Origin of the sequence: Nonlabens antarcticus (assembly GCF_015356755.1) — a bacterium.
Lineage (GTDB): Bacteria > Bacteroidota > Bacteroidia > Flavobacteriales > Flavobacteriaceae > Nonlabens > Nonlabens antarcticus.
Genome location: NZ_JADFCO010000065.1, coordinates 291,237 through 310,587, shown reverse-complemented (window position 1 = coordinate 310,587; position 19,351 = coordinate 291,237). Strand labels below are relative to the sequence as shown.

17 protein-coding genes are annotated in these 19,351 nt (G+C 38.5%); 2 read left to right on the top strand and 15 right to left on the bottom strand.

Translation table 11 applies throughout. The features are described 5' to 3' along the window. Window positions 1-38 precede the first annotated feature (38 nt). Entirely contained in the window at window positions 39-941 is a 903-nt protein-coding gene (locus IQ282_RS09510) for a DUF6427 family protein (protein ID WP_194851626.1), read from the bottom strand. A gap of 44 nt (window positions 942-985) precedes the next feature. On the opposite strand from IQ282_RS09510, the gene IQ282_RS09505 reads away from it, so the two are divergent. After that, window positions 986-1,216, top strand: coding sequence for a DUF6341 family protein (locus IQ282_RS09505; protein ID WP_194851625.1), 231 nt, complete (start codon window positions 986-988; stop codon window positions 1,214-1,216). A gap of 2 nt (window positions 1,217-1,218) precedes the next feature. Here the strand turns inward: IQ282_RS09505 and purD are convergent, their stop codons facing one another. Next, window positions 1,219-2,490 carry a phosphoribosylamine--glycine ligase gene (gene purD / locus IQ282_RS09500; protein ID WP_194851624.1) on the bottom strand — a complete coding sequence of 424 codons (1,272 nt, stop codon included), beginning with the start codon at window positions 2,488-2,490 and terminating at the stop codon, window positions 1,219-1,221. A 65-nt stretch (window positions 2,491-2,555) separates the two neighbouring features. Between purD and IQ282_RS09495 the strand changes: the two genes are divergently transcribed. Further along, window positions 2,556-3,848, top strand: a complete 1,293-nt coding sequence (locus IQ282_RS09495) for a phenylacetate--CoA ligase family protein (protein WP_194851623.1) — start codon at window positions 2,556-2,558, stop codon at window positions 3,846-3,848. Window positions 3,849-4,015: 167 nt separating this feature from the next. Here the strand turns inward: IQ282_RS09495 and IQ282_RS09490 are convergent, their stop codons facing one another. The 13 genes from IQ282_RS09490 to IQ282_RS09430 all read right to left on the bottom strand — a co-directional run bounded on the left by IQ282_RS09490 (window position 4,016) and on the right by IQ282_RS09430 (window position 19,105). Then, on the bottom strand, window positions 4,016-4,792 hold the full coding sequence (locus IQ282_RS09490; protein ID WP_194851622.1) for a glycosyltransferase family 2 protein: 777 nt from the start codon (window positions 4,790-4,792) through the stop codon (window positions 4,016-4,018). Continuing rightward, window positions 4,792-6,183, bottom strand: a complete 1,392-nt coding sequence (locus tag IQ282_RS09485; protein WP_317174195.1) for an undecaprenyl-phosphate glucose phosphotransferase — start codon at window positions 6,181-6,183, stop codon at window positions 4,792-4,794. The genes IQ282_RS09490 and IQ282_RS09485 overlap by 1 nt, the downstream gene beginning before the upstream one ends. After that, window positions 6,146-7,135 carry a UDP-glucuronic acid decarboxylase family protein gene (locus IQ282_RS09480; protein ID WP_194851621.1) on the bottom strand — a complete coding sequence of 330 codons (990 nt, stop codon included), beginning with the start codon at window positions 7,133-7,135 and terminating at the stop codon, window positions 6,146-6,148. Before IQ282_RS09480 ends, IQ282_RS09485 begins: the two co-directional genes overlap by 38 nt. A gap of 39 nt (window positions 7,136-7,174) precedes the next feature. Next, complete coding sequence (locus tag IQ282_RS09475; RefSeq protein ID WP_194851620.1) at window positions 7,175-8,395, bottom strand: WcaI family glycosyltransferase; 1,221 nt, start codon at window positions 8,393-8,395, stop codon at window positions 7,175-7,177. A 4-nt stretch (window positions 8,396-8,399) separates the two neighbouring features. Then, window positions 8,400-8,945, bottom strand: a complete 546-nt coding sequence (locus tag IQ282_RS09470; RefSeq protein ID WP_194851619.1) for a putative colanic acid biosynthesis acetyltransferase — start codon at window positions 8,943-8,945, stop codon at window positions 8,400-8,402. A gap of 107 nt (window positions 8,946-9,052) precedes the next feature. Beyond that, window positions 9,053-10,414, bottom strand: a complete 1,362-nt coding sequence (locus IQ282_RS09465) for an SGNH/GDSL hydrolase family protein (protein WP_194851618.1) — start codon at window positions 10,412-10,414, stop codon at window positions 9,053-9,055. Beyond that, a complete protein-coding gene (locus IQ282_RS09460) occupies window positions 10,411-11,469 on the bottom strand; it encodes a glycosyltransferase (RefSeq protein ID WP_194851617.1) in 1,059 nt (352 codons plus the stop codon). Before IQ282_RS09460 ends, IQ282_RS09465 begins: the two co-directional genes overlap by 4 nt. Continuing rightward, a complete protein-coding gene (locus IQ282_RS09455) occupies window positions 11,466-12,728 on the bottom strand; it encodes an O-antigen ligase family protein (RefSeq protein WP_228547282.1) in 1,263 nt (420 codons plus the stop codon). The genes IQ282_RS09460 and IQ282_RS09455 overlap by 4 nt, the downstream gene beginning before the upstream one ends. Further along, the gene (locus tag IQ282_RS09450; protein WP_394355200.1) at window positions 12,707-14,107 is read right to left on the bottom strand and encodes an O-antigen polysaccharide polymerase Wzy; all 1,401 of its coding nucleotides are present in this window, start codon (window positions 14,105-14,107) and stop codon (window positions 12,707-12,709) included. The genes IQ282_RS09455 and IQ282_RS09450 overlap by 22 nt, the downstream gene beginning before the upstream one ends. Before the next feature lie 59 nt (window positions 14,108-14,166). Beyond that, complete coding sequence (locus IQ282_RS09445) at window positions 14,167-15,441, bottom strand: oligosaccharide flippase family protein (RefSeq protein ID WP_194851615.1); 1,275 nt, start codon at window positions 15,439-15,441, stop codon at window positions 14,167-14,169. Then, window positions 15,434-16,276 (bottom strand): dTDP-4-dehydrorhamnose reductase, encoded by an 843-nt coding sequence (rfbD, locus tag IQ282_RS09440; RefSeq protein WP_194851614.1) that lies wholly within the window; start codon window positions 16,274-16,276, stop codon window positions 15,434-15,436. Before rfbD ends, IQ282_RS09445 begins: the two co-directional genes overlap by 8 nt. A gap of 10 nt (window positions 16,277-16,286) precedes the next feature. Next, entirely contained in the window at window positions 16,287-17,327 is a 1,041-nt protein-coding gene (locus IQ282_RS09435; protein WP_194851613.1) for a hypothetical protein, read from the bottom strand. A 50-nt stretch (window positions 17,328-17,377) separates the two neighbouring features. Then, the gene (locus IQ282_RS09430) at window positions 17,378-19,105 is read right to left on the bottom strand and encodes a DUF6909 family protein (RefSeq protein WP_194851612.1); all 1,728 of its coding nucleotides are present in this window, start codon (window positions 19,103-19,105) and stop codon (window positions 17,378-17,380) included. Window positions 19,106-19,351 lie beyond the last annotated feature (246 nt).

Genomic DNA, 19,351 nt, shown 5'->3' with positions numbered 1-19,351 from the left:
AAATTAAGACGCAAATATAAAGTTTCTATAAGTAGCGATTACCTTGTAAATACAGCAATAACTAACAGAAAGACCGGTACCAAAAAAATAAACTCGCGAAATCCCTTGTGGTGAATATGTTCCATCGCGCGTGCTTGAAAAATAGCAAGAACAGGAATTAATACTATTACAAATTGTTCATTCACAAACAACGCGAGCAGTGTGGCACAAATTCCTGAAATAGTTAACACAGAGAATCGAGGCCTGACCCGCTGTTGAATGTCCACTAATTTTATAACGTAAATTACAAAACCGATGACTGCAAAGACACAAAGGATCCATCCTATTAAATCACTGGTTTTCCATTGTTCTAACATTCCAGAGGCCGGGTAAGCCTCTCTATAGAATAAAGCACTCAAAATTTCATAGTTCATAAAAACCTCTACAAGGAATGATAGAACTGCAACGCAAATTAATGCGACAAATGGTATCACCCAGTGCCGCCATTTTGTACGGTCAAATAGGAAAACAGCCGAAAAAACCACCAAAATAAAAACAATCATGGGTGGCTGGATCAAACTTGCAATGGCAATCCATAAGGTTCCATCAAAAATTTTGCGAATGGTGGAGGTGCCTGTTTTGAGACTGAGTAGCCTGCGTAACGCAAATAATAATAAAAGCAAACACACCGCAAACTCCCACTGTATTCCTAATATAACAGCACAAAGTGTCAAGGTTGCATAAGAAAAGAGCCCGTATGAATTCTGTCCTGTAAGTTCGTTTTTTAGAATGATGAATTGAACTAACAATAAAGCGAGCGGCAGTAAGCATCCTATTATCAGAAATTTCCATTCCCAACTGCCGTTTAATAAAACTAACAAACCTATACTGACTGGACCTAACAATAAGATGCCCACTAAATAATGAAAGGGTTGGGAAGTGCTAAAAAATCTAGAGAGCATATGAATTTTTCACTATTTTTGCAGTCTTAAAGCAAGTTAGAGCAATGAAAGATTTATTTGAGGGAATCGCATATTTATTTGAAGAAATACTAATGGTACCATTTAACTGGATACGCGAGCTGGAATTGGAAAACTGGTGGTTAGCAAACTTATTTTCTTGGGTCGCGATCATTTTTTTGATCCTTGCATTAGGTTACTGGATGAAACAACTGCGCATTTTTGATAAAACTGGTGAAGAAGATCGCTCACAAACAGCGCATTCCTTTTTGAAATAATTTTATAGGTCGAAGCCTATATCTTTTCTATAATACATCCTGTCAAAATGTAGCTTTTCTATATTTTCATAGGATTTTTTTGTGGCTTCTTGGAACGTTTTACCTAAACTAGTCACGGCAATTACACGACCGCCTGCTGTCAGGATTTTACCGTCTTTTTCTGTAGTTCCAGCGTGGAAGATGATACTTCCATGGACATCATTCAATCCTTCTATTTCCATTCCTTTATCATAAACTTCTGGATAGCCCCCAGATACAAGCATTACCGTCGCGGCACTTCTCTCGTCAATAGTTAGGGTTTCCTTGTGCAATTCCGCTTTCGCGAAAGCGTGGAAGTGAGAAAGTAAATCACTAGAAACAAGCGGCAAAACTACCTCAGTTTCTGGGTCGCCCATTCTTACGTTGTATTCTATAACGAGGGGCTCGCCATCCACTATCATTAAGCCGATGAAAATGAATCCCTTATAGGTTATATTCTCTTTTTTTAGACCTTCAACGGTAGGGATTATAATTCGATCTTCTACCTTTTTCATCAAGACCTCATCTGCAAAAGGCACAGGGGAAATGGCGCCCATCCCGCCGGTATTTAGGCCCATATCTCCTTCTCCTATGCGCTTGTAATCCTTAGCACTAGGCAATATCTTATAACTATTACCATCTGTGAGGACAAAAACGCTCATCTCAATCCCGTTGAGAAATTCTTCAATAACCACTTTATTAGATGCTGCACCAAATTTTCCTCCAACCAACATGTCTTCAAGAGACTCCTTAGCCTCGTCAGCATCTGTAAGAATGAGTACTCCTTTCCCACCTGCAAGTCCATCAGCTTTTAGAACATAAGGTGGTTTTAAACTGTCTATGAACTGCATTCCAGCCTTTAGATTTATTTTAGTGAAGCTCTCGTATGCTGCGGTAGGAACTTTATTGCGCATCATGAACTCCTTAGCAAATTCTTTAGAGCCTTCTAATACGGCACCCTGCTTTGATGGACCTATGACGTTAACGTGTTTGAGCTGTTCATCCTGCTGGAAGTAATCAAAGATTCCTTCTACTAGTGGAGCTTCTGGCCCAACAACAACAATCGTTATATCTTTCTCAAGAACGGTTGCCTTTATCATTTCAAAATTAGTTATTGCTAGGTCTAGGTTTGTAGCGATTTGTGAGGTTCCCGCGTTACCGGGAGCCACAAATAATTTAGTGAGTAATGGACTGGCAACAATGGATCTGGCAAAAGCATGCTCACGGCCGCCGCTTCCTAATATCAAAACGTTCATAGGTGGTTATTGAGAAAGCAAAAATAAAAGTTTTACTTTGCTATCCACCGTGAATCCTCGTTTAAATGGCACTTCCTTTTTTTAGAAAATCCCTACAATTTCAAGGTTATGATTTGAAGAAAGCTTCCCGGCTATTAGAAGAGATTTCGTGCTGGAATGAAGAACAAGTTTTACATCAGCGGCAAGAGATCTTAGACCATCATTTAAGATCCAATTCTTTTTATAAAAGTCACGTAATTGATGAAACCTTAGACTGGAAAAACCTTCCTATTCTCAACAAAGCAGATCTTCAACTGCCACTGCGCCAAAGATTGAGTACTGGTTTTACCTTAAAAAATATCTATAAAGGAAAAACCAGTGGGTCTAGCGGTCATCCTTTTTCGTTTGCTAAAGATAAATTTTGCCATGCGATGACTTGGGCTGCTTTTGATAGGGCTTATCAACAACACGGTATAGATTTAGATAAGTCTCTCGAGGCTCGGTTTTATGGGATTCCTTCAAAAGGTGTGGATCATTTTAAGGAACGCTTGAAGGATACTGTGGGCAACCGGCGTCGCTTTCCCATATTTGATATGAGTGATGTCGTTCTTGAAGGTTACTTAAAGAAATTTCTCAAGAATTCCTATAATTATATCAATGGTTATACCAGTAGTATCGTGCTTTTTGCAAAGTATTGTCAGCGTCAAGGAATTGTTCTAAACGAGATCTGCCCCACTTTAAAAGCCTGTATCACAACCAGCGAAATGCTTTTTGATGATGACCGGGAATTGCTAGAACAAGTTTTAGGTGTTGTGATAATCAACGAATATGGAAGTAGCGAAACTGGTCTGATAGCCATTCAAAATCCCGCAGGTGATATGGTTTTAAATACCAGTACGCTTTTTATAGAAGTGGTTGATGAAGAAAACTATCTGGTTCCTGATGAGACGGTCGGGAAATTAATCATTACAGATCTATTTAATAAGGCTCATCCCTTTATCAGGTATGAGATAGGTGATTTGGGCAGCATTTCCTCAAAAAATGGACAACGAATTCTGAATAAATTGGAAGGAAGAACCAGTGATGTGGCTCGATTACCTAATGGCAAGGTCATTCCTGGACTGACTTTCTACTACGTTACAAAAAGTGTGATCAATGAAAAAAGTACGGTCACTGAATTTGTGATTGTACAAAAAGAGCCTTTATTATTTGAAGTGCGATATGTAGCCACCATAGAACTTACATCAAAGGAACAACAGCAAATTCAAACCGCTATGGCAAATTATGCTGATGCTTCAATAGATGTCCAGTTTCAAAAACTATTGCAGCTGGATCGCAGTAGTCGAGGGAAGTTGAAGCAGTTTGTGACAGAGGTTTGATTTGATATTTAATGTTAAGAAGTGAGAAGTGTGTTTTTCCACTTTTTTACTCTTGTAAAGGCAATATGAATAATGATTACCCCTTTTTAAAAAACCTATGTGAGATTAACTGGGGTAACTTATAGACTTTGTCCAACGCTTAATGATTTTAGTGAAGGAGCGTTTACTCAACGAACTCTAATTTTCATGGTACTCTTCACAAAAAATTGCTCATAAAAAAAAAGCAACAGACACCAACAGCTTTTCAAATAGCCATATCCTAAATGTTCCCGATATACCGCAAAATTATATTTGATCAAATCTACTTTAGAAGCAGATAGCCCGGCCCCTAATCTATAACTGGCCATGGGTTCTTGAATTCCTATCGCTGGTCCACCTTTTTTTAAAACGTCCAGCCACATCGCCCAGTCTTGTCTCTTGCGCATGTCAGAAATCGGGACTTTACCAATCGCTTTGACGTCATAAATTCCTGTGAGGTTTCCTAAATAATTGGTTTTATGAAGCTTTTCATAGGTCAATTCTGTAAAAACCTTGTGGATGGCGATCGATTTTAGCGGATTTTCTTCAAATATCTCGTAAGCGGCATAACAAATAGATCTTCCACTGGATTGCAGCGCATTTATTTGGGTGCTTAATTTTTGCGGCTTCCACAGGTCGTCTGCATCAAGAAAAGCGATATAACGTCCCGTGGCGACCTCTAAAGCTCTGTTACGGGTTGCTCCTGCACCTTTGTTTACTTGGTTTTGCTCAACTATAAATTTAATCTCTAGTTGTGTATTTTGTTGAGCAACCGCTTTCGCGAAAGCAAAACTTCCATCACTACTTTGATCATCAACGATGATAATTTCAAGCGGACGATAATCTTGATTTGTAATACTCTCCAGCGTTTCAGGAAGGGTTTCACGATTATTAAAAACGGGCACAATGACAGAAACAACTTTCATCAGTACGCTTTTTCGTCACCAGAAAACAGGTTCAAAATGGTCTTGAAAATAATCCGGATATCCATTGTCGTGCTCCAGTTCTCAATGTAATAAATGTCATTACGCACCCGACCCACTATATCGTCGTCAGTTTCTACCTCGCCGCGATAGCCGCTGGTTTGCGCCAGTCCCGTAATGCCTGGTTTTACAAAATGACGCACCATGAATTTATCAATACGCTCTGCATACATATGTGTGTGGCTTACCATATGTGGTCGCGGTCCTACCACACTCATGTCGCCTTTCAAAACATTGAAAAATTGTGGCAATTCATCAATGCTGGTCTTGCGTAAAAACTTCCCAACTGTTGTAACGCGCTGATCATTTTTAGAAACCTGATCAATATCTGCGGTTTTATTGAGCACCATCGAACGGAATTTATAGCATCTAAATTCTTTATAATCAATACCGTTACGTCCTTGTTTGAAAAATACAGGGCCTTTAGACTCCAGTTTTATCAATAATGCTATGATGGGCGTGAGCCATGATAGAATTCCTACAATAACTAACAATGAAAAAAGAATATCAAAGGAACGTTTTGCTAATTGATTGACAGGATCATCCAGTGGAATTTCTCGCAACGATAGAATGGGTGTCTTGCCGTAATAGTCGTATTTCAAATGCTTTGAAAGTAGGGTGTCTGGATCAGGTAGGAATTTTAAAGTACGCAAATTATTATCGGCATAATCTGTTATTTCCAGTAGCTCTTCATTGTTCAACTCTTTTACGGAACAAAAGATTTCGTCAATTTTATTTTCGAGAATAAAATCTTTAATTGTCTGAATATTGAAACCAGTTGATTTAACATCAAACATGTTTTGTAAACGGTAACCATAGTCGGGATGGCTTTCAAAAAACTGCTGGAGTTCCAGTGTTTCCTTATTCTCGCCTATCAATACTACATTGCGAAAATTCCCACCCAGATAGCTGCGGTAATTTTTAAAAATATAGTAGACTGTTATTTTTACAAGCGCTATCGTTGTAAACACGACTGCTATGTATTTAAAAATATAACCGCTGGTACTGTCGATCTGGTAATAATATCCAAAGAAAGCAAACACCACAAGGGTAAAAAATAATAACTGTTTGAGCAGCAAACTCAATAATGTAAACAGATTTGTATTGCGGTGTATCTGGTAGAAACCCAACTGCATGGAAACAATAATCCAGCAAACCCCTATAAAAATGGAAAACGATAGGGTGTCAAAGCTTAATTTGAAAAAGAAATTAGTGCTATAGATAATAATAGCCAGATCAAATAAGTATGAAATGGGTCTTATCAAGCTGGAATACCGGCCGTCGCGATAACTGATGCTATCTTCTGCTGTGTTCGCTAAAATCTTTGTGTTCACTTTTTTTGAGTTCTTCTGGAGACAGCTTTTTAAAATAATCGTAGGTCAATTTCATGCCATCTTTACGGTCAACCTGCGGTTCCCATCCCAGGATCTCTCGAGCTCTGGAAATATCTGGCTGGCGTTGCATGGGGTCATCTTGAGGTAGCGATTGATAAACTACTTTCTGGTCAGTTCCCGTCAGGTCTATAATTTCTTGTGCAAATTCCTTAATGGAGATCTCATGCGGATTACCAATATTTACGGGATCTGCATAATCGCTATGTAGCAATCGGTAAATTCCCTCTACCTGGTCATCCACATAGCAAAAAGAACGTGTTTGCGTTCCATCACCAAATATTGTAATGTCCTCACCTCGCAACGCCTGTCCCATAAATGCAGGAATTACTCGTCCATCATTCAGCCTCATTCTAGGACCATATGTATTAAATATACGTACAATTCTAGTTTCCAGCCCGTGATATCTATGATATGCCATAGTCATGGATTCCTGAAATCGCTTAGCCTCGTCATAAACACCTCGTGGTCCTATTGTGTTTACATTCCCATAATAATCCTCCGTTTGTGGGTGGACGAGTGGGTCTCCATAGATCTCTGATGTTGATGCGATGAGAAGCCGGGCGTTTTTGGCCATTGCAAGACCTAGTAAATTATGGGTTCCCAGGGATCCTACTTTTAAAGTTTGAATTGGAATTTTCAAATAATCAATTGGGCTTGCTGGTGAGGCAAAATGTAAGATATAATCCAGATCGCCTGCCACATGCACATATTTTGAAACATCATGATGATAAAATTCAAAATTCTCCAGCGGGAAAAGATGCTCAATATTCTTGAGGTCACCGGTAATCAGGTTATCCATTCCTATGACATGAAAATTCTCCTTTATGAACCTGTCACAAAGGTGCGACCCTAGAAATCCTGCGGCTCCCGTGATGAGTACTCGTTTTTTCATAGAATATTGAAACTTCAAAAACGTAAAGATAGAGAAATGCTAGTCTATCAGAGCGGCGAGCTTTTTAATCCAGCTGTCAAGGATTTGGGTTTTTGAAAATTTTTCCACAACATAGGATCTCGCCCGCCCTCCTATCAAGACTCTTAATTGTGGATCTGCTTTCCATTTTAAAATTAAATCTGTTGCAATTTTTACATCATAATCTGACAGATACACGCCGCCATTTGATGACTCTAAAACGGATCGGACTTCTGACGCGCTGTTTCCTAAAACTAGCGAGGGCTTCCCGCTGGCCATCATTCCCAATAATTTTGACGGCATCACGGTATCGATCACATCGTTTTTCTGGAAGAGGAAGTGAGCGTCTGCACTTGATAATAAATAGAATAAATCACCATAAGGTACTGGGTCGTAATAGTGAATATTTTTCTGTTCTAGTTGCTTCTTAAGCCATTGCATTTTAGCCCCAGCACCTACAATGATGATGTCGATTTCTTGTGGTGGTATCGCTTTCGCGAAAGCGATAAAAAATTCCCAATCCTGCTTATCTCCCACATTGCCGCTATACAGCAACTTGAATTTATCACTGCGTAAATAAGGATGGTAATGCGATGCAGTTGGTTTGATTTCTTCTGGATCAATCCAGTTGGGTAAATAAAAGGTAGCGGTTTTAGTCTTTGATTGTAGTTTTTTAATCATCAAATGGCTGATGGTACTGACGCTAGCTGCCTTTTTCAGTATTCCAGATTCAACTTTAAACAGCTGGTTGAATATCTGCTTTTTTCCAGTTCCAGAAATACCCGACTGCAGCGCTGCATCAAACTCAAAATCCTGAATGTGAATCCAGTGTGGGGCTTTATGTTTAATCGCATGCCTATTGCCTAAATATGCAGAAGTCGTGAACGGAATGACCGAGATTACCAGGTCTGTCTTATCAATTTTTTTGAGGTTGCGCCAGCTGCCCCAGGTGAAGCTTAAAATATGCAGTACACGCTTGAGAAATGTGGGCGTTGCCGGTACATATTGTTTATATCTGTACACTGTGATATTTTCGTGTTGTTCCAGCACATAACTTCCAGCCTGATCATATGGTGCCTGGATTTTCCATTGTGGATAATAGGGCATTGCGGTAACTACATCCACATGCGCTCCCGCACATTCAAGAGCTTTCACCATCTGTGTAGAATACAAACCTATGGCCGTATCCTCTGGAGCATAGTTGAGACCTATGAAGGTGATGTGTTTCCCTTGAAGCTGCATGAATCTAGCGGTCTTTGATGACTGTAGCAGGTTGTCCTATGCAAATCTTACCCGCTGGTAAATCCTTAAAAACACTGCTGCGAGCACCGACCACGGTTCCTCTTCCAATGATAATACCTGGGGCCACAAATACATCTGTAGCCAGCCAGCATTGGTCTTCAATAACGACTTTATGACTACTGATGTCAAAGGTTGTTTTGAAAGGATCATGAGTTCCTGTGCAAATGTAGCAACGCTGGGAAATCACAACATCATTTCCTATTTCAATAGGACCCAAACTGTAAAGAATCACCTCATCGCCTATCCAACTATCATTACCTATTTGAACTTTCCAAGGGAACTGAACTTTTACTGAAGGCCTAATAATTACATTACGACCGACTTTTGCTCCGAAAAGCCTGAGCAAAAACCTACGCCACCCGTACATAAATTGAGGGGAGCAAGCGAATAAGCTGCTTTGAACTAACCACCATAATTGAACAGTCACAGCATTTTTACCACGAAAATTAGGCGGTAGTTTGAACTTGTTGAGTTGTTGGTAATTTTTCACATGGCATTCTTATCGTGCTGGCAAAGGTAGCTTCTAGATATTTTATAAAGCCACAGGCCTTTACAGCTATTCAAAGTCCTACCTCTGGAAAGGTTTCTTACGACAACTTAATCATTGCAAGAACTCTCTTGCGGAGTATGAACCATCATTTGAGTTTGTTGTAGGGAACCTTCTATGGGAATTAGTTTTAAGACATGTTCTGTGTTTCTGGATGATTGAAATAATGTCACTTCCTGATCATCCTTAAGGTGAATAGGGTTTTTGAATTGGTTTTTAACTTCAAATTCAATAGTTACTTCCTTGAACTCTTCTGCTCTTTCTCTTATTAAAAATAGGGTAACGTCTTTTTGTTTAAACGAGATCAATCCGTTTTTTGAGGTAAAATCTTGTCCGTTTACCCCATTGCCTTGTGGGCCTGAATTATCTCCAACAACGTCAAATTTATACGTCATTTTAATCCAGTCAATATCGCTAAAGTTGACTTTCCATTTTTCTGGAAACTGTGTCATTTCTCGATTTAAATATATCCTGTTTATCGCTGGCCACCACTGACCAGGAACAGAAGAAGGTCTGGTGACCGTATAAGCTTCTGCTAATTGATGAGGCTCTTTTCCATCTATGAGTACTTTGAATGTACTGCCTACAGCACCTTTATTAGGCTTTAATACCACCTTATTCCCTGTAAATAAGATTTCCTTGTTATTTTTAATTTTAAGTAGAGAATTATGGACAACTGTGCTTTTATTTCGCCCATTTCTCTTTACAGCTTTCTGTAAGCTTTCGAACAAGATATACTCAAGTAGCGCATTTCCTTCTTCATTTGGGTGAACGTCATCTCTTAGAAGACTTTTAATGGTGTAGTCAGGATTTAAGGTTAGGAAATCCTTCCAGTATTGTCGAACATTTATAAAACCGAAACCATATTTGTCTGCCAGATTTTTAATTGTGGATGATTCCTCGTCTTGGTACTTAATATGATCTTGTTGTTTGAGACTGCCTTCTACGTAAGATATATGATGATCAAAAATCAGAACGTCACTTGTCAATCTTGAAGTAATTTCACAAAATAATTCCTCCAGCTCTCCCGTTTTTGTGCCGCCATATACATGAAATATCAGTAAATCTGGATGCGCTGGATATAGATCGTGATACGCTGTTTCTTTGATCAAGTTTGCCTGATAGCCACCTATTGCATTGTTAAGCAATTGAAACTTAACGTCAGGGAAGTCATTTTTTAAACGTTTCTCGACGCTCTGCATATCCATTCCAGCCACAATGGATTGCCCATAAAATTGAATTTTAAAAGGTCTTGTGCTTTGGGTTTTATTGTTCAGATAGTTTGCGGTCTGTTGAAGCTGAGCGGTTAACTGTGTAGAAACTTCTATAGGGGGAAGTTTTGCTTTATTTAAATTGTGATTAAAACCATAACAGCACTGGATCAAGAAGAGTAAAATGATGGTAACCCTCATATTACCATAGATTTATAAAGAGAAGTCCATTGTGGTAAAATGGTTTCCCAAGAGTAGTTTCTCTTTACAAATTCCCTTAATTGTAAGCCTCTTTCATCTCGTTCAGGCTGCTCCCATTGAGCTGCCTGAATGATGGCATCTTTCAGATTCTCAAAATCAGGATGTACCAAAATACCTCCATTCAGGTTCCAATCTTTCAGTAAGCCGGTTTCAAAAGTCGTGATGACTGGCGTTGCCATCATTGCGGCTTCTAAGTTTACCATTCCCACAACTTCTGAAAAACTGGGAGCCACAAATGCATGTGCATTTCTATATAGCTGTTGTTTTTGCGCTCCATGTACCTCGCCTATAAATTGGATTCTAGAATCATTTAGCCCATTTACTTTACGTTTTAGTTCTCGCGAATACTCGTTAGGTGAGCCTGCTATTTTTAGATCAAAGTCGAGCTCTTTGAGCATGGAAAATACTTCTATCAAAAGCTGTACTCCTTTTTTAGGGTGTATCCTTCCCAGGAACAAGAAATAGGGTTTTTCCACCAGTTTTCTGACGGGTAACGGTTGCATTTCAATGGCGTTTGGGATGCAGACTATCTTGCTTTTAGGGAAAAGCTTTTGCAAGTTGCTTTTTTCTTCAGGTGTAATGGCGTGGATGTAGTTCGCTTTCGCGAAAGCGGAACTTGTCAAAAGCTTAAAATACAATTTCTTCTTTACCACCCCATCCTTCCATAACCACGGTTCATACATACCATGTGGGCTGACGATAAACGGGATCTTTTTTTGAGAGGCAATTTTGGCTGCGGCATACTGCGCATGCATCCATACCCCATGCAGGTGAAACATCGCATTTGCAGGGAGTTGTTCCAGGTGATTTTTCAATGCAGGCGAATATAACCAGGGTCCCTTTTTCTCAAATGCAGTGATGTTTTGATCCTGCTTATCCTTATTAGTGGTCAAAATAGTCGACTTGGGGAAGTGCTTATGAATATCATTTACAACGGTACGAATACCGCCGCTTGCTCTGGAAACATCTTCTGTAATGTGAAACAGGGATTTCATTTTTTTAGAACAGATTGAAGTGAGTCTCTATCCTCACTCGTTTTTACAGGAAAATTATAATTTATCATTATAAAGAAATTGACGAAAAATGAAAAATAGAGAATCCCATTTTCTCTCTCCATGATATTTTCTGAAAACATAACGATACAATAAAATAAAGTTACTGCAATCAAAAGATAGTTACGCTTATCGAAAGCACGAGCCATATGGTATATCAAGAATAAAGAAAATACGAGGAGTCCCAAAAAGCCTACTTTTATGATGATCCCTAGAAACTGGTTGTGAGAATTATAACGGTTTTCAGCAAGAAAGGCGCTGGTTTCCTGATAACAATTTAGGAGCTTGTTTTTACCATCCCCCACACCATAACCGAAAATCCCAGCTTCTGGTAAAATTTCTACCGCACATTTATAGATAGAAAATCTAATGTCTGTAGAGGTTGCCTCTTGGGTTTCAGCGTCCTGAATTTGCAGGAGCTCTGAAAATTTATCGTTCGCTTTAGGATTTAGAATTACTGTTCCAATAATTAAAAAAGCACAAGCGCCGAATATTATGTATAGATTCCGGCTTTTGAGCATCAATAATAAATATCCCAAAACTAATATAAGAGCGATTATAGGTCCTTTTTTAATGACCATCATGAGAAAACCTATCAAAATCAAATTCATCACAACTAAGGCTATTTTTGGCCAAAGAGTCACTCCTTTCTTAATAATGAATACTGAGAAAATTATGGAGATCCCTATGTGCATGCTCAAATAAATAGGATGAATATTCCACCCACTTACATCGGTTCTTATGATATTGACATAGTGCACTAAGATTTCTTCAAAATTGAAAACCTGCAAAAATTTTAGAAAAGACCCCAGGCATAACAGTACTGTGGCCATAATGAATAACCACATAAACTTGAAACGATTTTTTAATAACAGTTTCAGATAAGATTCATTCATAATGGCAAACAGGAACGGAAACACAATAATAGACGCTCCAGTCTCCAGCTTTTTGAGCCCATAGGCAACATCGTCCGTATATAATAGGCTTATGACATAGCAAATAAAAAGTCCCGAGTTTAATAAAAAATAGAACCATTTAAACTTTTGCTCTTGTTGTAAACTTGTTACAATGCTTAAAATCACAAGTAACGCTATTGCGGTAGGTCGCACACCCCTTGGAATGATGGGCATCAAGAACATCAATCCTGTGCATACGATCAGAGCTTTCGACAACCAGTGACTTAGCTCTTTTTTACCGTCCATATTTTTTGATCTAATAGCAGGTGCGATATTTTTAAAATCAATTTAGGTATCACGTATAAACCTATAAAAGTTCCTACAAAGTAACTATAACCATTTGTAAAATCGCCTCTAAGTAAAAATAGTAAGTGAACGGCAAAATAAAATGCGACGGCTTTTTTTAAATGATCATGGCTATTGAGCCAGGTCAAAAAGTAGACGATCGTTAGTGCCAGTGCCACTGCCATAATCACAACACCTAAAAAGCCAAAATTCATATAACCTTCTGACACTAATGGGTTTGATAGATTAGCAAAGTAATAATCGTAATTATTGATTAAATGATCCCCCACGACTTGTCCAGAAGCATCAGGTTTTCCTGACCATATGCTTCTAGGGATGAAAAAAAGCAAAGCGCTCAACAATTGATATCCCCATGAAAAACCATTCTTTTCCACAACTTCAATCACGACACCTATATTACAAAAAGCGTCATAGTTTAAGGACATAAACCCTTTACTAAGAGAGCCTTTATCGATGACATTTGTAAAAAGACTTGGGTTATTTACCATTTCCTGAAACCCATAATCAGAATGGGTAAGAATTTGAAGCAACGGGAAAAATAGGATCATGATCACAAAAAAAGTTAAACTCATTTTCACATTACTGTTCAATATTTTAGGAAAAAATAGAAAGATCAACAAAAAATAAATTGGACCTAATGCGTTGCGTTTCTCTACAAATGGATTTTTAAGTAGAAATAATACAATGATCAATAAAGCGGATAGAATAAAACCTAAGAGCCATGTTTGTGTAGAGATGCCCTTCTTGTTCATCAATTTTTTTGAAAGCACAATACCAGCTAATGGAATAATAAACAATACCTTTTTTTGAATCAATTGTGACCCTGGGGAATAGGAGGATTGAATATATTCTGGTCTGGCGAGCTCCTCCATTAAAAACGGATAACCTACCGCTATTACAATAATAGAAATGAATAAAATAATAACGATGCCCCTAAGTTGCCGCGTTACTTTGATAGGTTTAACGACCAGTTTATCCACTGTTTTTCTTCTGATATAATCTTTAACACCCACATAGAACAGAAAGAAAACAACGTGAAACAAAGCAATGAGTCCATTTGTTTTTATAAAAAGATCTTCTTTGAAGGGGAAGTTGTGATCAAAAGTCCCGTCAACTTGCGGCGCTAGAACTCCTGCTTGAATTATAGGGGCCACCAGAAAAAACAGGAAACTAAAAACAATATAGGTACTTAGAAAAGGACTGTAGCTCTTCTCAATGAATATATGGTAGTAAGTAATCAAAGTCAGTAATAACGCATTCCCGAGAAACGATAACCACAATCCCAGCGTCGCGTCAAAGGTGGAGAACAACACCACCATGGAAAACAAGTAAATAAAGATGAACAAATTGCGTAAAAGCATAGGATAGCTAAATTCTTTTATTCAACAATTACTTGTTTATCTTTTGAGTTGTCATCACCCAAATAAAAATAAGCTGATACAATCAACATTAAAAATTCTGTTGAAATCGTAGTGATTACTGTTCCCGTTAAGCCTAGATAGGGAACCAATGCAAAACCCAATATAAGATTAAAGATAGTTGCAGACACCATTACCCATAGCCTTTGATGGAATAACTTTCGAGAAGGCGCGTATAGATTTGTAAATAAAAGACTTAGACCAACAAACAGAACAATTAAACCCATCCATTCTAACAAGTGAATATTTGCTGCGATAGCAGGATCTGCATATAAAAACTCTACAATCCACTGACCTAAAAAAACGACAAACAGTAATCCTATAACACCTATTGCCGTTGCTCCGGCAATCAATTTCCTCATCAATATTCTCTTTTCAATAAATGGTTTTCTGGACATGTAGGGATATACTGCTTGACAAATAGGTAGATACATTTTTCTCGCAGCTAGCATTAACTTGTCAAACGCACTAAAAATACCTACAACGCTGTCACCTGCAAATAACCCTAACACAACGCCATTTGCAGCATAGGTGAATTGGGATGATATATCTGAAAGGAATATATGAAAGCTATCCTTATAGAATTCCTGTGAATTTCTAAAGTTAGGCCATTGCCATTTCACATATTTGAGGCTCAAAAAAAGCATGACCAGGCCAGCAGATAAATAGCCTATGGAATTGAAAATAGGTACATAAATATAGTCAGACGGCGAGCTTATAAAAACAAATAGCAGCACGGTAAATAAAATTTTAGAAATCGCATTTACCGCTGTAAGTAAACGCATGCGCTCGATTCCCTGAAAGAACCAATCACCTAAAATCGTTTGACCTATAACCATTCCATAACTCAACAGATACACCTCCCATTCCACCGCAAATCTGGGAATAGCAAATACAAATGCGCAAAGCAACAAGAACACAACAACCAGTAAAACTGCTCTTGCCCAAAATACTTTAAAATAAATTGTGGAATAATCACTGCCTTTTTCTTTCAGTAGGGAAATTTCTCTTACGGCAGTTGTACTAAATCCAAAATCTGTAGCAGCAACACATAGAGCCATCACATACTGAGCAAGCATAACCAGACCAAAACGTTCCAGCTCCAAAGTCCGCTCTAAAAACGGAATAATTAAAAATGGAAGCACATAATTTAGACCCTGTAAAACCATCAAAGCACTGTAGTTTTTCGCTACCGTTTTTTCCTCTGATTTTAATTTTTTTAAAGGTTTAAACATCTCTGTTGTAACTTCTTAAAACATGATCTAATGCTGTCCTCGTTGAGTTGATGGTATACTGGAAAGTTACTGCTGTTGATGTTGTGTCCATCACACTATAATTAGGACGGACAGCTGCAGTCTTAAAATGATTGGTTGGAGATAACTTTTTTGATGAAGATGTCTTGTCTAATATCGCTTTCGCGAAAGCGAACCAGCTCATGCTCCCTACATTAGTAAAATGATAGCTTCCGTAATTCTTTGGATCATGATGAACAACATGATTAATGAACTGAGCCACATCTAACGCGCTTGTAGGGGAACCTATTTGATTATCAACCACCTTCATTTCATCCTGATCATTCTCCATCACCCAACGGAAGAAATTTTTACCATGTGGTGCATACAACCACGACAATCTAAAGATATAATAGTTAGTCCCAGAACGTTCTATGGCACGTTCTCCCAGCAGTTTGCTTTTCCCATACACATTAATAGGATTAGTACTGTCTTGCGGCAAATAAGGCGTCTTTGCGGTTCCATCAAACACATAGTCCGTAGAGAAATGGATCAAGGTGGCATTATGCTGTGCTGCTAATTCAGCTAATTTTTCAACCGCATGGTGATTAATTCTGTGGGCAATTTCAGGATTTGATTCTGCTAGATCTACTGCGGTATAGGCAGCACAATTGATGATATAATCAGGCTTTAACCGGGCAATAGTTTTAGATAATTGCTGGACACAGATAATATCTAGTTCTCTGCTTTTAAAAGCATGCATTTCAACGTCCTTCAACTCGTTGCAAATAGTAGTTCCCAGCATTCCTCCAGCGCCGGTAATCATCACTTTTTTCACTGTAATAGTTTTATCGAGTTGCCTTAGGATAAGCCTTTAGAAATCTCCAGACCAGTGGAATAACAGCTATCAACAATGCGATCCCAAAAAACACAAGCAACATCTTGAGTTTAATGTATTGTTTTGCAATTGCTCCTTGTACAATATACTGTGATTCTATGTTGACCGTATTTTCTGACCCGTACTGATCATCTCGCAACACGTCTAGATCGTATAGTAAGGCTTGTTTTTGTTTAAAAAGATTCATCAATTTATCGGAAGATTCTCGATCACCCAGATACAAATTTGTAGAGTTACCACTAGGCCTATTGCTTTTGAGCATATCCTGATAAGCAACAATCAAGGAGTCTAATTCTATCAACTGCGCCTGCTTTATATCAACGTTGAACCGCACGCCTTCCACCATGACTAGCCGGGCAGCTTTGATTCCACCTGTTTCTTTTACATTTACAATTCTATCACTAATCTTTTCTAAAACCCCCCTGCTACTGGCTTCAGCATTTATTTCATAAAACTCATAATCTATTTCTCGTTTGGCGTCTTTAAAACCATCAAAAGTGAAATTATCTAGTGCCATCGTATCTGTCCTTCTAGCAAGGCGATCGTATTCTATCAGTAATTCTGTGTCGCTAAAGCTAGGCTCTATGTCAAAGGATTTCAATCCTGAGGCTTCCTCTTTAGAAATACCTAATTCCTGGGATAGAAGCTCATAATCTTTCTCTTCCGTAAGTGAGTTGTAGTAATTAATATTTGAGATGAGCTGTGCCGCACTTTGGAAATTAGGCGATACCCGTAATTGAGCGGAGTAATTTGTCTTATTCTCGGTATCTAAGTAATAACCTAAAGCAAGTCCTAGAATCAAAAATATCCCGATCAGAATAATATTTTTCTGTAGAAAGATCAAAAATAAAATAATACCGTGTCCTATCGCTTTAAAAAAAGCTCCTATGGCATTAAAAAAACCTTTAACTCCATTACCTATCCATACAAAAACCGGTACCAGATCTACCTCTTGCTCATCGCGGTGGTTATCATTGTGTGGTTGCTCCATAAATTGACGCTTCTATGCTGTTCAAATATAATGTAATAGAAAAGCACTGTCTACTCTTGCTCGTCGTGCTTAATTTTACTCACACTATCCTTAAGTATCTGTTCCAGAATTTTCTCAGTAATCACATAAACTGGTTTTACTCCAGTAAGGCCTAAACCACCACTGGCAAGTGTATGACCAGTTTTAAGAGGGTTATCACTCGCATAATATGCGTAACGCACCCTTACATTCTTACTGATACTGCGACGAACTTTTGAGGCTGCCTGAATTGCTTTTTGATAATGTGCACCTTCCATTTCTAGACCGATAACCCGCCAGCTAGAGCTGTAAAAATATTCCAAAACATCCCGATTTTGAAGCGAAGTTCCTAAAACCGTAACCATAGATCCTGAAACGACATTGAGACCGTCCGTGTTTAGATCTTTTTTACTAAGACGGTTTTTAATAGGATAATTATCTGCCGTTCCTTCAAATACGTGCGCATCTGGCACCATAATATCGCCCTTGTCGCCTTCTAAAATTCCAGCCTTCCCCATAATGCTGACAGATTTTATATTCATCAACAGGATTTCCTCGCTATTATTATAGGGTTTGAGCAGTTCGTCTAGAGTTTCATAGGCCTGTTCACCAAACGCATAATCCATAACAATCAGCACCGGTTTTTGTGCAATGTCGCTTTCGCGAAAGCGATCTTCACAGAAACCTACATTATCAAATAATGTTTTTGCGGTATCAAACACTTGAACGTCAATGTTAGTACCACTGGCATCAGGAAGTTCATACATACCGTTTTGAAGCGCAAATTTTCTAATGGCATCCCTATTTTTCTTTCCATCATGCGTGCTCAAGGAAGCAAATGTTTCCATACGTCCCTTTTTTGCGATTTGAGCCCCTAGAACTTTAGGACCGTAAATGGAGTTCATTACGGAGTGCAAGTTAGCACTGATAATGTGCAACGGTCGATCAAAAAGATCGTTTTCAATCAGGTGTTTTTTGATACGCGTTGCCCAGCGATCACCGTGAATGTGATGTCCCAAACGCTCTCTCAACACTGGCGAAAACGTCACGACCCGCTTCTGCTCATCCATGATCTCCCGTTTGCCCAACAATCCTAAATAATATATCGTGGTCAAAAATTGATGCGGATTTGCAGGTGTTGCAAAATCGTCATATACATTCATTACCTCTTCAAAAGTGCGGCCTAAAATATTTGCAGTATGAATGACTGCTACCTCTTTTTCATCCTGATTCAGCTCTTCTTTTTCAATGGCATTCTCAAGGCATTTCCAATCACGGGTGGTATTTCCATTGTCACCTATAATGACGCGTTTCATTATTTTATGCGACTCCACCATCAAGAAGGTAAGGTGTGTGAGAATATCATAAATCTCAGATCTACCGCGGGTAATTTCAATATTCATCTGATGTTGATCAATACGATAGCAGTTGCGGCGTCGTTTTTTAGGAATGATAGGTTTAAAATGTGATCTACTGTATCCTTCATCACTAGTTAGATTGATATAGGTGCATTCCTCGATTCCCATAGGCAATCGATCCATTACATAAAGCAAACCGCTCAACTCGATCTTATCCTCTGCAATGGAACCATATATCTCTGGACGTATGGTTAACAGTGCTTCTCTCAAAGATTCACCACTCACGCCCATAGGCTTGTAAAAGCCGCGATTAAATAGATGACGCATAGTAATGTACATGCGTTCAATCGCATTTGTGCTTTCTTGAGCTCTCGTTCTGGGTTCTACGGTAATTATAGGCATAAAATGTATTTCTATGTAAAGATAGTATTATCAGCTTAGTGACGATTAGTTATGGGTTGAGAGTTTATGGTTCTGGTTTTTAATACCGCAATCCGACTTTGCTCTCCTATTCATTGAAAATCCTAAGCGAGATCCCATGAATTCATAATTTCTTATATTCTATGTTTAAAAACCTGTCCATTAAGAATTAGTGCTCTTTAATTAAATTTTTTGTTGTTTTAAGTTTTGAGTAACATAAGCGTGGGG